General features: G+C 70.1%; 11 protein-coding genes. 2 read left to right on the top strand and 9 right to left on the bottom strand.

Going from position 1 to position 12956, the window contains the following annotated elements:
- The first annotated feature begins 49 nt into the window (after nt 1-49).
- On the top strand, nt 50-337 hold the full coding sequence (locus tag HPA02_RS16910) for a DUF2218 domain-containing protein (protein ID WP_146804376.1): 288 nt from the start codon (nt 50-52) through the stop codon (nt 335-337).
- Nucleotides 338-430: 93 nt separating this feature from the next.
- On the opposite strand, the gene HPA02_RS16905 is transcribed toward HPA02_RS16910, so the two are convergent.
- From HPA02_RS16905 to HPA02_RS16865, 9 genes are all read right to left on the bottom strand, one after another.
- The gene (locus tag HPA02_RS16905) at nt 431-1285 is read right to left on the bottom strand and encodes a sugar phosphate isomerase/epimerase family protein (RefSeq protein ID WP_146804375.1); all 855 of its coding nucleotides are present in this window, start codon (nt 1283-1285) and stop codon (nt 431-433) included.
- On the bottom strand, nt 1282-2301 hold the full coding sequence (locus HPA02_RS16900) for a DUF6005 family protein (RefSeq protein ID WP_146804374.1): 1020 nt from the start codon (nt 2299-2301) through the stop codon (nt 1282-1284). The genes HPA02_RS16905 and HPA02_RS16900 overlap by 4 nt, the downstream gene beginning before the upstream one ends.
- Nucleotides 2298-2591: a phosphopantetheine-binding protein gene (locus tag HPA02_RS16895; RefSeq protein ID WP_222594012.1), complete on the bottom strand. Its 294-nt coding sequence runs from the start codon at nt 2589-2591 to the stop codon at nt 2298-2300. Before HPA02_RS16895 ends, HPA02_RS16900 begins: the two co-directional genes overlap by 4 nt.
- Nucleotides 2588-3859, bottom strand: a complete 1272-nt coding sequence (locus HPA02_RS16890; protein ID WP_222594011.1) for an AMP-binding protein — start codon at nt 3857-3859, stop codon at nt 2588-2590. The genes HPA02_RS16895 and HPA02_RS16890 overlap by 4 nt, the downstream gene beginning before the upstream one ends.
- 22 nt (nt 3860-3881) lie before the next feature.
- Nucleotides 3882-5615, bottom strand: coding sequence for an IucA/IucC family protein (locus tag HPA02_RS16885; protein WP_146804372.1), 1734 nt, complete (start codon nt 5613-5615; stop codon nt 3882-3884).
- Nucleotides 5602-7371: an IucA/IucC family protein gene (locus HPA02_RS16880; protein WP_146804371.1), complete on the bottom strand. Its 1770-nt coding sequence runs from the start codon at nt 7369-7371 to the stop codon at nt 5602-5604. The genes HPA02_RS16885 and HPA02_RS16880 overlap by 14 nt, the downstream gene beginning before the upstream one ends.
- Nucleotides 7372-7446: 75 nt before the next feature.
- Entirely contained in the window at nt 7447-8817 is a 1371-nt protein-coding gene (locus HPA02_RS16875) for an MATE family efflux transporter (RefSeq protein WP_146804370.1), read from the bottom strand.
- Between the two features lie 60 nt (nt 8818-8877).
- A complete protein-coding gene (gene trpE / locus HPA02_RS16870) occupies nt 8878-10368 on the bottom strand; it encodes an anthranilate synthase component I (RefSeq protein WP_146804377.1) in 1491 nt (496 codons plus the stop codon).
- 224 nt (nt 10369-10592) lie between these two features.
- Complete coding sequence (locus HPA02_RS16865; RefSeq protein WP_146804369.1) at nt 10593-11258, bottom strand: phosphoglycolate phosphatase; 666 nt, start codon at nt 11256-11258, stop codon at nt 10593-10595.
- Nucleotides 11259-11542: 284 nt separating this feature from the next.
- Here HPA02_RS16865 and HPA02_RS16860 point away from each other — a divergent pair, with 284 nt between their 5' ends.
- A complete protein-coding gene (locus HPA02_RS16860; RefSeq protein ID WP_146804368.1) occupies nt 11543-12841 on the top strand; it encodes an NAD(P)/FAD-dependent oxidoreductase in 1299 nt (432 codons plus the stop codon).
- The last annotated feature ends 115 nt before the right edge of the window (nt 12842-12956 follow it).

Genomic DNA, 12956 nt, shown 5'->3' with positions numbered 1-12956 from the left:
GGGCCCGGCCATGTGCCGGGCCCGCCGTTTTTCGCAAGGAGATCCCGAGATGCCAAGCATGAACGCCCAGGTGCCTACCCCCGAGGCCGGCCGACTGATCCAGCGGCTGTGCAAGCACTTTCGCCACAAGATCGACGCCGAGTGGGATGCCCACCAGGGCCACCTGCGCTTCTCCATCGGCGAGTGCCGGCTCGACGCCGAGCCGGATGCCCTGCGCCTGCGCTGCGACGCGGCCTCGGCGGAGGAGCTGACGGAGCTCGGCGAGGTGGTGGCCTCGCACCTGGTACGCTTCGCCGGCGACACGGTCGAAGCGGTCGAGTGGCAGGCGACGACCTAAGCCGACGCGCGAGCCACGAAAAACAGCCACACGCCACGAAAAACGCCCCCCAGGCATGGCCTGGGGGGCGTTTGGGTATGGCTTACCGCCGGCCTAGGCCAGGGCGGATCGCAGGGGGGTCGCCCGGGGGAGATCGAGCCGCCCCCGCAGGTGTGCCAGGTCCTCGGCGAGGACCCGATAACAGTCGGGACCGAACCACTCCAGGGAGACGTCCATCGGCTCACGACACTGCGCCAGCCAGTCGAGCACCGGGCCATAGTCGCAGGCCCCTTCCAGCACCGGCACCATGCCGTCCCGGCTCCCCGCCGGCGAATAGACGTTGGCCGGGGCGAAGACCGACAGCCGCTCCTGGCGGTCGATGTTCTTGAGGTGAAAGTGGCGTACCCAGGGCGCCAGCTCGCGCAGCACCGCCAGCGGCTCGACCCCCGCCTCCCAGACGTGCAGCACATCGAAGTTCACCCCCAGGTCGGGGTGATCCACGGCCTCGAGCAGCTCGCGAGTCACCTCGGGATGATCCGCCAGGGTATTGGGGTGGGTCTCCACCACCAGGGTCTGCCCCTCGGCGGCCACGCACTCGGTGAGTCGGCGCAGGCGACGCGCCAGGTCGCGCCGCTCGCCCCGATCCAGCGCGGCGCTGGGGCGATGGCCGGCGAAGGTGCGCAGCTTGCCGGCCCCCCAGTGGCGGGCCAGCCGGCACAACCGCCGGGTATGCGCCAGGGCCTCGCCCTCGTCGCCCTCCAGGGGCAGGTAGTCGCTGAGCATGGGCACCACGAGTCCATGGCGGCGCAGCGCCGCGGCCTCGTCCTGGGGTGACTCGCTCAGGTGCCGGGCGTGCACACCCCACAGCTCGATGCCGTCGAAGCCGGTATCGGCCGCCCAGGCGCCGAGCTCCGGCAGGGAGACCAGGTGGTGACGAAACGAGATGGTGCACAGATGCAGCCGGATCATAACGGGAGCTCCTCGGCGGGGGTGGGTCGGGACGCGGCAGGGTCACTGGTCTGGTCACTGGCCTGCCACCAGGCATCGAAGAGCCGCTGCAGCTCGGCCTTGATGCGAAATTCCCGGGCATCCTGCTCGTCCAGCAGCGCCTCGACGCCGGCGGCCAGCGCCGTCTCACCGCTCATCACCAGCTTCATGGCGCGGTACTGGATGCGGGTATAGGTCTTGACCAGCGCCTCGATCTCCTCGCACCAGGCCTCGAAGGCGTCATCGCCCTCCGCCTGGCGGCCCTGCTCCTCCAGCAGCCAGGCGAAGGCGTGCTCGTAGGCGTACTTGCGGATCGCCATCACCGGGATCTCGCGGAAGGCCAGGGTCAGATGGGCCAGCGGCTGGCTCGCCTGGGGACCGACATGGGCGCGGAAGATGCCGCGCAAGGCGTCGGTAAAGGGGTTCTCGTGACGCTTCATGCACTGGCGGAAATAGGCCGCCACCGTCTCCCGGGGGGTATGGCGCACCTCCAGGCCGTCGAAGTGGAAGCCCCCGGCGGCGGCCGGCGAGCGCACCGCCTCGAGGATGCGCGCCTTGGGCAGCTCGCCCTCCCAGCGGAAGTCCGGGTCGCACATGAACCAGGTCTCGGGGTCGGCGGTGGCCTCCAGCATCACGTAGTGGGGAAAGGGATTCTGGTGGAACTTGTTGTCGCGCTCCGGCAGCCGGTACATGTCGAGCATCACCATCACCTGGCGGTCCGCCGGGCGGGTCTCCACCAGCTCCACCAGGCGTGCGACATTGGCCTCCTTGTCCCGGTCGTGGTCATACCACTCGTCGATACGGATGCCGTAGAGCAGCCGGTACCAGTCCCGGAAGCCCTCGTGGCGGGTGTGCGGCGAATGGTAGGAGAGCACCTGGTCGGCATCCACCGAGAAGTCGGCATCCCAGACCCCGAAATAGAAGGGGCGGTGATCCACCCCCGGGGTGCGCTTGATCAGCTCGCAGACGCAGCTGACGAAACAGTGCACCTTGATCATAAGCCCGCCTCCCGCTGCCACTGGTCGAGCCGGGCCACCAGGTCGTCGACCCGGCGCAGCTCCTCGCCGATCACCGCCTCCTCGGGAATCGCCAGGCCGTGCTCCAGTTCCAGGTGCACCAGCAGCTGCAGCAGCATGATGGAATCCAGGGCCAGGTCCTCGTTGAGGCGCGCCTCGGGCGCGAAGCGCGACAGGTCGGCCTGGGGCAGATGGCGCGCCAGGGTGTCGGCGATGGCCGCCCGCAGCCGCGCCTCGCCACTAGCGGACGCGAGGGTCATGTCGCTATTCATGCCACCACCTCCTCGGCCAGCCGGCGCCGGCTGATCTTGCCATTCGGCAGCTTGGCGATCTCCGCCACCTGCTCCAGCAGCATGGGCACCTGATGGGGGGCGAGCCGCTCGCGGCACCAGCGCCGCAGGGCCTCGCCGTCCAGCGGCTCGTCGGCCACGAAGTGCAGGCAGACCCGCTCGCCGGCATAGGCGTCCGGACGCTTGAAGGCCACCGCCTCGGTGATCCGCGGATGGCGCAGGAAGGCATCCTCCACGTCGCCGGGGTAGACGTTGATGCCCGCCACATTGATGGTGTCATCGAGGCGTGCCAGGAAGTGCAGCCGGCCCTGGGCATCGAGGTAGCCCAGGTCGCGGGTGGCGATCGTGCCCTCCCCCGGCACGCCGACGCGGATCTCCGCCGGCGTCTCGGCGGAGAAGCCCGCACTGACCTCCAGATGGGCCAGGGGGCGCCCCATCAGCCCCGGCGTCTCGGCCCGGGCGGCGATGGCGATGCAGCCCGCCTCGGAGCAGCCGTACTGCTGGCAGACCCGCTCGACCCGGGCGCTCAGGGTCTCGAGCAGCGGCCCCGGCAGCGCCGCCCCGGAGAGCATCAGGGTGTGCAGGCGCTGCTCCGGGGGCAGCATGCGCACCAGCAGGCTGACCAGGGTGGGGGCGGCATAGAGCAGGTGCCGGGGGTGGTCGCGCAGGGTGGCGAGGATGGCGCGCGGGTTGAGGTTGGTGACGACACGCGGCACCACCCCGCGAGACAGCCCGGCCAGGACCCCACAGATCAGCCCGTAAGAGTGGGTGACCGGGCAGGCGACGATGGGGGTCAGCCCCTCGGCCTCGGGGAAGCCGGCGACATAGCTCTCCAGCTCCCGGTCGATGGCGACCCAGCCGCGGGCGATCGGCTTGGGGCGTCCGGTGGTGCCGGAGCTGAGCTGGATCAGCTCGCCGCCCGGGGCCGGCTCGCGGCGCCGTGCCACGTCGTCCAGCGCCTCCAGCTCGCCCTCGCCGTGCAGCAGGTGTTGGCAGCCGGTCTCCCGGGCCAGGGTCCGGGCCGCCTCCAGCGGCGTGGCCGGGTGAATGGGCAGCACGCTGCCGCCCTTCGCCTTGAGGTGCAGGCACAGGGCCAACCACTGGCCGCTGTCCTTGAGGCAGACGGCCAGGCGCCGGCCCCGGGGCTCGGCGATGGCCGGGTAGTGACTCAGGGCAGCGACGGCGCGCTCGACGTCGTCGCGACCATAGGGGGTGGCATCCACCACGTAGAGGGGATCGGAGAGTGTCACGTTAACCTCGATGATCGGTGGGCTAATGGGGAAGATCGGCATCCGCCAGGGGGTTGGCGATGCGGTGATGGCACTCCGGGGCCTCGGGGCCACGGAGCTTGCGGGTGATCAGGGCCTCGGCGGCGATCCACGGGCGACGGTGGCCCAGGTGGGCCAGGCGCGCCGCCAGCTCGGGATGGCGCCGGGCATAGGCGGCGAGGCAGTCGCTCACCGCTTGCCAGAAGCGCGCCTCGGGGAGGCCGTAATGGGTCTCCAGGGCCAGGGCCAGCTCGCTGAGGTGGTAGACGAAGAGGGTGTCCATCACCAGCTCGCGCAGCGCCTCCACCGCCCCCATGCGGTAGTAGCGATCATCGGGGGCCGCGTCGTAGTCCGCCTGGCGCTCACCGAGACGGGGCCCCTCGGCCCCCTCGGGCAGGAAGGCCTCGACGTACTCCACGCTGTCGTGGAAGTCGCGCAGCAGCAGCGCCACCGGCCAGCCATCGCGGACCACCAGCAGGGCGTTCTGGGCATGCGCCTCCACGGCGATGCCGTGGGCCGCCAGCAGGTGCCAGACCGGCAACACCAGGGCGCGGATCAGCGCCGCCAGCCAGGCCTCGAGGCCGTGACGCTCGATCCAGGGGGCGATAAAGGGTCGACCGTCCGCCTCCACGGCGAAGAGCGCATTGGCGGGCACCGCCCGCTCCCCGCCCGCCAGCCGCTGCGCGATGGCGTCGCGCCAGATCGCCCCCAGCTCGCCGGCCAGGGCGGCCTGCTCCGCGGGGCGCTCGGGGTGGCCGGTGTAGAGCACCCCGGCGTACTCCTCCAGCAGGCGCAGGGGGTAGTCCGTGGCGAAGCGTGGGTCGCCGTCGAGGGTGTCGCGCAGCCAGCGGGAGATCGCCGGTGCCGAGGGCACCGAGTGGGGCTCCAGGTGGCGCCGGGCGGAGGTGTTGCCGATGCCCAGGGGCAGCTTGACGCAGGCCTGCCCCGGGCGACTGGCGTTGAACAGCGAGCGCAGCGACTGGCTGGGGCGATAGGCATCGCCCAGCGTGCCCAGGGCGCGCACCTCGCCCCGGGCCAGGGCCGGCCCCAGGGCGCCCTCGCGCAGCTGGCGCCACTGCCAGGGATGCACCGGCAGGACGGCGTGGCGGCGCGAATCGCCGCCGCTCGCTGCCAGGGCGGCCCACAGCGCCCGGCTCGTCTCGACGCCCAGTTCGCGATCCCAGAAGGCCGCCTCCGCCTCGGGCAATTGGCTCAGGCAGTGATCGCGGGGCACGGTGAGCCAATGCAGGGCGAAGGCGTGCCCCGACTCGGGGCCGAAGCGCGCCTGATCCTCGGCATCGAAGCCGAGCCGTGCCTTGAAACAGGGGTGATAGGGGTGGCCCTCGTGGAGGGCGCTATCCAGGGCCTCGGCGGCCAGGTCGCGGCGCTCCGCCACGACCGGGCAGGCGGCGGCATGGCGCAGGGTCGCCTCCAGCTCGGCGAGCAGCACGCAGCGGCATTCCAGGCTCGCCGGCAGCTGGCCGACCAGGCCCTCGAGACTCACCGCCACCGCCCGCCCCTGGCGGCTCAGGCCGAGGCTCTTGATCGCCAGCTGGACCCGGCCGAAGCCACGCACCCGGCCCCGACAACGCCCTTCCACCTGCCCCAGGGAGAAACTCAGCCACCCCCAGCCGCCTCGCGCCGGGGGCTCCAGTCGATAGGTCAGTACCCCCTCGAAGAGCAGCGCTTCCAGCAACTGGCGGATCACCCGCCAGCGCAGCGCCTCAGGCGACCGCATGGCGAGCCTCCGCGGCGAGGATCTGCCGGGTCGCCCGCAGGGGGTTGGCGATACGGGTATAGACCGCCATCTCCAGGTCCGCCTCCAGCTCGTCCACGTCCTGCACCCGGGTCAGCAGGTTGCCCTTGTAGGGCAGCCGCGCCTCCTCCAGCAGCCGGCTCACCAGCGGCCGCGCCGGGCCGTCGAGCCGCGTCCGCCAGCGCACCAGGGCCTCGCGCAGCAGCGCCAGCGCCTCCTCCTCGGCCAGCAGGCCGTCCTGGCCGAGGCGGGCGATCACCGCGAACAGCTGGTTGGCCACCAGGTAGTAGCAGAAGCGGTCGCGGATCATGTCATCGGCATAGAAGAGCTCCGGCGTGCGGGCCAGCGCCGGGCACAGCGACGTCAGCGCCTCGCGGCGGCTCGCCGAGAGGTAGTAGCCCTGGTTGTCGCGGTAGTAGAAGGCGGTGGGATAGCCCGCACTGAGGTCGAGCAGGCCGTTCTGCTGGTGGGCCTCCAGGGCGATGCCGTGGGCATCGTAGAGGCGCAAGGCCGGGGCGATGGCACAGCTCAGGTAGTGGCGGAACCAGTCGCGGCTCACCGCGGCCAGGCCGCGCCCCTCGTTGAGGGCCAGGCCCTCGATCAGGGCCTGCAGCCGCGAGGGCCGCCCCTCCAGGGGCTCCTGGGTCAAGGCCGCCACGGCGATCGCGCCGCCATCGCGGCCCCGGGTAAAGGGGTTCTCGCGCAGGATCGTCTCGAAGCCGCTCTCGCGCAGCCCCGGCAGCCGCACGCTGAGGTAGGCGGGGTCCTGCAGGAAGCGAAAGCGCGGCTCGGCGTCGGCGAAGCCGGTGGCGCGGATCAGTTGCGCCATCACCAGGCCGGCCTCCAGCTCGTGGGCCTTGTTGACCCGCAGGGAGTTGGTCACCCGCACCGGAATCGAGAACTTGAGCATCCACGGCGACGCCTCGTTATAGAGGGTGCGCACCGAGGAGGTGGCGGTGAAGTGGGGACCCCGCTCGCCCAGGGAGCGGATCTCGCCACGCGCCATGGCCGCCTGCACCGCAGGCTGGGCCAGCAGCCACTGGGCCTGGAGGGGATGGGCCGGCACCGGCAGATGCGCTTCGGCCAGTGGCGGCAGGGCCTCGCCCAGCAGCTCGGCCACCAGCTCGGTGGCGGGGGCGACGCCGTGACTGCCCTGGACGACGAGGTCGCGGTGCACCGAGAAGAGGTGCAGCGGAAAGCGCCCGGCCAGTTCCGGCGCGTAGCGCTCGTGCTGCCAGTCCGCCAGGCCCTGGCGACTCTTGGGGGTGGGATGGGCCACATGGCCGAACAGCAGCGACTGCTCGGCATCGATGAAACGCTCTGAGACCAGCCGCGGGTCCTGGCGCCGCGCCGCCACGTAGCGGGCCATGACCCGCTGGCTATCGAGGAGTCGGTAGCGCAGTTCCAGCTCCCGGCTGCGGCGCAGCTCCGGCAGCATGCCGCCGACCCGCGCATAGAGCTCGGTGACCAGCAGGTCGATGGCCGCGACGGGGGTCAGTCGCGCCCAGCCCTGCCCCGGCCGGCACGCCCAGGCCTGGCCCAGCCGATGCCGCCCGGCCAGGGAGCGGTAACTCACCTCCACCGCCAACTCGGCCTCGCGGGTGGTCAGCCGCAGCGCCTGCGGCGGCCCCTCGGCGGCGCCATCGACCCAGCGGCCGCCATCCACCTCTCGGAGATAACAGTGCAGGAAGGCCTGGAAACTGGCCTGTTCGGCGATAGCCCGTGCGGACGGTCCCATAGTGTTGCCCCATGACGAGAGTCTGGGGACAACACTAAATGAGAAGCATACGCAAATGTACCAGATTTACAACTTTTACACTCCGGCGGGCTCGCCGGGCAGCAGCCGCCGGGGCCGGAAGCGCAGGAAGAGGCTCAAGGCCAGGCCGAAGGTCAGCCACTCCGCCAGGGGCAGGGCCAGTAGCAGCGGCCACTCCGGGCGCAGGGTGGCAATCAAGACCAGCAGGGCCGCCGGCAGCACCAGGCTGCGGGAGAGGGCCACCACGGCGGAGGGCAGCGGCCGGTGCATGGCGGTCAGGTAGACCGACAGCAGCACGTTGAGGCCATTGATCAGGAACAGCGGCCAGAGGATCGCCAGGAACTGGTCGGCGAGCCGTGCGGTGGCCAGGTCGGCGCCATCCAGGAAGAGCCGTACCAGGGCCCCGCCCTGCCACCAGACCGCCGCCACCAGCACCAGGCCGAGGCTCAGGATCACGCCGGCTCCGCAGCCCATGAAGGTGCGGATGCGCCGGGCATTGCCGGCGCCCAGGTTATGGCTGACCAGCACATGCATGGCATCGGAGATGCCGTAGAAGACCATCAGGCTGAGGAAGATCAGGTAGTTGACCACGGTGAAGGCGGCCACCCCGGTGACCCCCTGGCTGTTCATCAGCAGCCAGTTGATCAGCAGCATCACCAGCCCCACCGAGGCCTCGTTGATCCACTCCGAGACGCCGTTGGCGCCGGCCTTGAGCACCTCGCCCCAGTGGCGCTGGCGCGGCGAGAAACGCAGCCGCCGTCCGCGGCGGGCGAAGTAGCCCAGCAGCACGGCGAGCTGCAGGGCCTGGGCCAGGCCGGTGGCCAGGGCCGCGCCGCCCAGCCCCTGCCCCAGGTAGCCCACCAGCAGGGCATCGAGCAGGATATTGGCGCCGGCCCCGGCGACCAGGGCCGCGGTGGCCAGCCCCGGGAAGCCGTCCACCCGCACGAAGTAGTAGAGCACCAGGGTCACCAGCTGCACCACCAGCACCCAGAGCATGATCAGGAAGTACTCGGACATCAGCGGGTAGAGCTCGGGGGCGGCGCCGAGCAGCCGATAGAGCGGCTCGTGGAAGCGCAGGCAGAGCAACGCCGCCGCCAGGGCCAGCCCCAGGGTGGCGATCAGGCACTTGCTGAAGGTCGCCGAAGCCGCCGCCGGATCACCCTCTCCCAGGGCCTTGCCGGCGCGCACCGTGCCGCCGATGGCCAGGGCCAGGGCCAGGCCGAAGAGCACGGCGAAGTAGGGTATCAGCAGGTTGAGGGCCGCCAGGGCATCGGCCCCGGCGAAATTGCCGATAAAGATGCCGTCGACGATATTGGCGGTGGTCAGCGCCAGGAGCCCCGCCACCGAGGGCAGGGCATAGCGCCAGAAGACCGGCCAGTGGGGGCCGCTCAGGATGGGGTCGGGATGGCGCGGGGCCGCGTCGTCCATGCACGCTCCTTGATCACGAGGCCCGGCCTCGGGGCGGGGCCTTTCCCCGCCCGCCGGGGCCTATTCCAGGTTATCGAGGCCGCGCTCGGCCATGGCCACGGCGCGGAACAGGGCACGGCCCTTGTTGAGGGTCTCCTGCCACTCCAGCTCGGGCACCGAGTCGGCCACCACGCCGGCGCCGGCCTGCACATGCAGCTGGCCGTCCTTGATCACCGCGGTGCGGATGGCGATGGCGGTGTCCATGTTGCCGTGCCAGGAGAGGTAGCCCACGGCGCCGGAGTAGACGCCGCGCTTGACCGGCTCCAGCTCGTCGATGATCTCCATGGCACGGATCTTCGGCGCCCCGGAGAGGGTACCCGCCGGGAAGGTGGCGCGCAGCACGTCCATGGCGGAGAGTCCCGGCTTCAACTGGCCGGTGACGTTGGAGACGATATGCATCACGTGGGAGTAGCGCTCCACCACCATCTGGTCGGTGACCTTGACCGTGCCGGTGCGGCTGATACGGCCCACGTCGTTGCGCCCCAGGTCGATCAGCATCAGGTGCTCGGCGACCTCCTTGGGGTCGGCCAGCAGGTCCTTCTCCAGGGCCTGGTCCTCGGCCTCGCTCTTGCCGCGCACCCGGGTGCCGGCGATGGGTCGCACCGTGACCTCGCCATCCTCCAATCGGGTGAGGATCTCCGGGGAGGAGCCCACCACCTGGTGGTCGCCCAGGTCGAGGAAGAACATATAGGGCGAGGGGTTGAGGCTGCGCAGGGCGCGGTAGAGGTCGAGCGGCGGCGCCTGGTAGCCGATCGACATGCGCTGGGAGGGCACGCACTGCATGACGTCGCCGGCCAGCACATACTCCTTGATGGTCTCCACCGCGGCCTTGAAGCCGCCCTCGGTGAAGCCGGAGGTGAAGTCGCCCTCCTCCACCGCCGGCGCCCCGGTGCCGGGGCTCTGGGTATTGACGGTGGCGCTGCGCAGCCGGATCTCCAGGCGCTCGAGGCGCTCCCGGGCCCGCTCGAAGGCCTCCGCCTCGGCGGGGTCGGCATGGGTCCACAGGGTCAGGCGGCCGGAGAGGTTGTCGAAGACCACCAGCTCCTCGCAGACCATCAGCAGGATATCCGGCACGCCCAAGGGGTCGGCCTTGGCGGCGGCGCTGCGCAGGCGCGGCTCCACGTAGCGAATGGTGTCGTAGCCGAAGTAACCCACCAGGCCGCCGTCGAAGCGCGGCTGGTCGTCGAGTTGCGGCACCTTGTAGCGGGACTGGAAGGCCTCGATCCAGGCCAGCGGGTCCTCGACCTCGGCCTCCTCGATCACCTCCTCGCCATCCAGGTGGCGCACGCTGAAGCCGCGCACCTCGAGGCGCTCGCGGCACGGCAGGCCGATGATCGAGTAGCGCCCCCACTTCTCGCCGCCCTGTACCGATTCGAGCAGGAAGGTCCAGGGCGCCTGGGCCAACTTGAGGTAGGTGGAGAGCGGCGTATCGAGGTCGGCCAGCACCTCCCGGGTCACGGGAATGCGGTTGTAGCCGGCCTGCGCCAGCTCCTGAAAGCGGTCGGGAGTCATCATGCCCGTCAGATCCTTTGGTGGTGTCTCGGAAAATGGCTAGCGGTGGCCGCCGGGGCGACCGGAGAGCATCACCATCGCCAGCGCTTGACCTCACGCATCAGGGTGGCGAGGCGCTGGCGGCTCGGGGGGAAATGACGGGGCATTGGTGCGGTGTCCGTGCGAGAAAGTTATAGCAACTTCTTATCAAATCGGCATTTTTTATAGCGCCTAACGGAGGAACACTAAACGAGTTCCGCCAGCGATTCAACCAGGCCATCCGGGCCGCTGGCCGCCACCGGCTCGCCATGATTGTAGCCGTAGGGCACCGCCAGGGTGCGGAAACCGGCGGCCTTGCCGGCGGCGATATCGTGGCGGGAGTCGCCCACCATCAGGCAGCGCGACGGCGGTACCTCGAAGTGATCGCTCATCGCCAGCAGCGGCGCCGGGTGGGGCTTCTTCTCGGCCAGGGAGTCGCCGCCCAGGCAACGGGCGAAGCAGCCCTCGATACCCAGGCCCCCGAGGATCGGCGCGATAAAGGCCGCCGGCTTGTTGGTGACCAGCGTCAGGGTCAGGCCGCGCGCGGCGAGCCCCTCCAGGGCCTCGCGCACCCCGGGGTAGAGGCGGGTGCGGGCATTCGGCGCCTGGCCATAGTGGTGCAGGAAGCGGGCATGGGCCGCCTCCAGGCGCTCGGCCTCGGGGGGCTGGCCCAGGGCCGATGTCAGGGCCCGCTCCACCAGCACCCGGGAACCGTTGCCCACCCAGTCGCGCACCCGGGCCTCGCCGGCGACGGGCAGGGCCAGGTCGGCGAGGGCGAGGTCCACCGCCGCGGCCAGGTCGGGGACCGAGTCCACCAGGGTGCCGTCCAGGTCGAAACAGATCAGGGTGATGCCTTCCAGGCTGGGGTGCATGGGGGCTCCTTGGTGAGTCACTGAGAGGGGACGAATCGGTCATGCCGATTATGCATGTAATATTACGGAAAAATCTTCCACTTTTTGGCCGTCGCCCATAGGCAGACGAACGTCGTAACGCTATGCTAGGGCCAGCCGTTGCCGACTCCAGGGCATCTCCCCCCTACTCGGCCGGACGCCGACGACACCCCTGCCGTGACGCCCGACCGCCGTATCGAGGCCTGTGTCCTGACCCCGGGCAACTTTTTCAAACCTTTCCCTTTCACACTTTGTCAGGAGTCTCTATGACGCTACCACGCATCGTGGTGGTCGGCGGAGGCGCGGGCGGACTGGAGCTGGTTACCCGGCTCGGTCGCAAACTCGGCAAGCGCCAGCGCGCCGAGATCGTGCTCGTCGATCGCAACCCTACCCATATCTGGAAACCCCTACTGCATGAGGTGGCCACCGGCGCCCTCGATTCCGGTCTCGACGAGGTCTCCTACCAGGGGCACTCCAAGGGGAATGGCTACCAGTTCCAGCGCGGCACCCTGAGCGATATCGATCGCCAGGCGCGTCGCCTGACCCTGGCGCCGATTCTCGACGAGGATGGCAGCGTGGTGCTGCCGGCGCGGCATCTCGACTACGACTACCTGGTGCTGGCACTGGGCAGCGTCTCCAACGACTTCGGGACTCCCGGCGTCACCGAGCACTGCCACTTCCTCGACTGCCCCCAGCAGGCCGAGGCCTTCCGCCACGACATGCTCAATACCTTCCTGCGCTACAGCGCCCCGGAGCGGCGTACCCACACCAAGCTGACGGTGGGCATCATCGGCGCCGGGGCCACCGGGGTAGAGCTGGCCGCGGAGCTCTATGACGCCTCCAAGATGCTCAAGAGTTACGGCTTTACCTCCATCGAGTCGAGCCAGGTGCAGGTCCATCTGGTGGAGGCCGCCCCCGGCGTGCTGCCCGCCCTGCCCTCGCGGATCGGCAAGGCGGTGCACCAGGAGCTGGAGAAGCTCGGCGTGCATATCCATACCGATACCCGGGTCACCCAGGTCACCGAGATGGGCTTTATCACCGCCGAGGGCGAGAAGATCGAGACCGACCTCAGCGTCTGGGCCGCCGGCATCAAGGCACCGCCCTTCCTCTCCGAGCTGGGGCTTTCCACCGAGCGCAACCACCAGGTCAAGGTGCATCCTACCCTGCAGAGCCTGGATGACGAGCGCATCTTCGCCTTCGGCGACTGCGCCAGTTGCCCGCAGCCGGACGGCAAGCGCGTCCCGCCCCGGGCCCAGGCCGCCCACCAGCAGGCCGGCGTGCTCTACCGCAACCTGCGCGCGGCCCTGGCCGGCAAGCCGCTCAAGGAGTTCACCTTCCGCGACCGCGGCTCGCTGATCTCCCTGGCGCATTTCGATGCGGTGGGCAGCCTGATGCGTGGCGCCTCGGCGCGCAGCCTGTTTATCGAGGGGCGCCTGGCGAAGATGTTCTACGCCTCCCTCTACCGCATGCACCAGTTCGCCATTCATGGCGCGATCAAGACCGGCATGACGGTGGTGGTGGATGGACTGAACCGCTTCCTGCGGCCGAAGATGAAGCTGCACTGAGGCCGACAGGCGCATGAAAAAAGGCCGCCGAGCGATTGCTCGGCGGCCTTTTTCGTGGTCTGGCGCTGGCCTTAGGCTTTGTCTGAAAAGTCGGCGAGCGAAGGTCAGACAAGGC

This window comes from Bisbaumannia pacifica (genome assembly GCF_007989625.1).
GTDB classification, from domain to species: Bacteria; Pseudomonadota; Gammaproteobacteria; order Pseudomonadales; family Halomonadaceae; genus Bisbaumannia; species Bisbaumannia pacifica.
This window is presented reverse-complemented; position numbering and strand designations above follow the sequence as displayed.

What these genes read in the sequence shown, in the direction of transcription:
- HPA02_RS16865 (WP_146804369.1), bottom strand. Translation starts at nt 11,258, where the DNA reads ATGCACCCCAGCCTGGAAGGCATCACCCTGATCTGTTTCGACCTGGAC.
- HPA02_RS16900 (WP_146804374.1), bottom strand. Translation starts at nt 2,301, where the DNA reads ATGATCAAGGTGCACTGTTTCGTCAGCTGCGTCTGCGAGCTGATCAAG.
- trpE (WP_146804377.1), bottom strand. Translation starts at nt 10,368, where the DNA reads ATGACTCCCGACCGCTTTCAGGAGCTGGCGCAGGCCGGCTACAACCGC.
- HPA02_RS16885 (WP_146804372.1), bottom strand. Translation starts at nt 5,615, where the DNA reads ATGCGGTCGCCTGAGGCGCTGCGCTGGCGGGTGATCCGCCAGTTGCTG.
- HPA02_RS16905 (WP_146804375.1), bottom strand. Translation starts at nt 1,285, where the DNA reads ATGATCCGGCTGCATCTGTGCACCATCTCGTTTCGTCACCACCTGGTC.
- HPA02_RS16875 (WP_146804370.1), bottom strand. Translation starts at nt 8,817, where the DNA reads ATGGACGACGCGGCCCCGCGCCATCCCGACCCCATCCTGAGCGGCCCC.
- HPA02_RS16895 (WP_222594012.1), bottom strand. Translation starts at nt 2,591, where the DNA reads ATGAATAGCGACATGACCCTCGCGTCCGCTAGTGGCGAGGCGCGGCTG.
- HPA02_RS16910 (WP_146804376.1), top strand. Translation starts at nt 50, where the DNA reads ATGCCAAGCATGAACGCCCAGGTGCCTACCCCCGAGGCCGGCCGACTG.
- HPA02_RS16860 (WP_146804368.1), top strand. Translation starts at nt 11,543, where the DNA reads ATGACGCTACCACGCATCGTGGTGGTCGGCGGAGGCGCGGGCGGACTG.
- HPA02_RS16880 (WP_146804371.1), bottom strand. Translation starts at nt 7,371, where the DNA reads ATGGGACCGTCCGCACGGGCTATCGCCGAACAGGCCAGTTTCCAGGCC.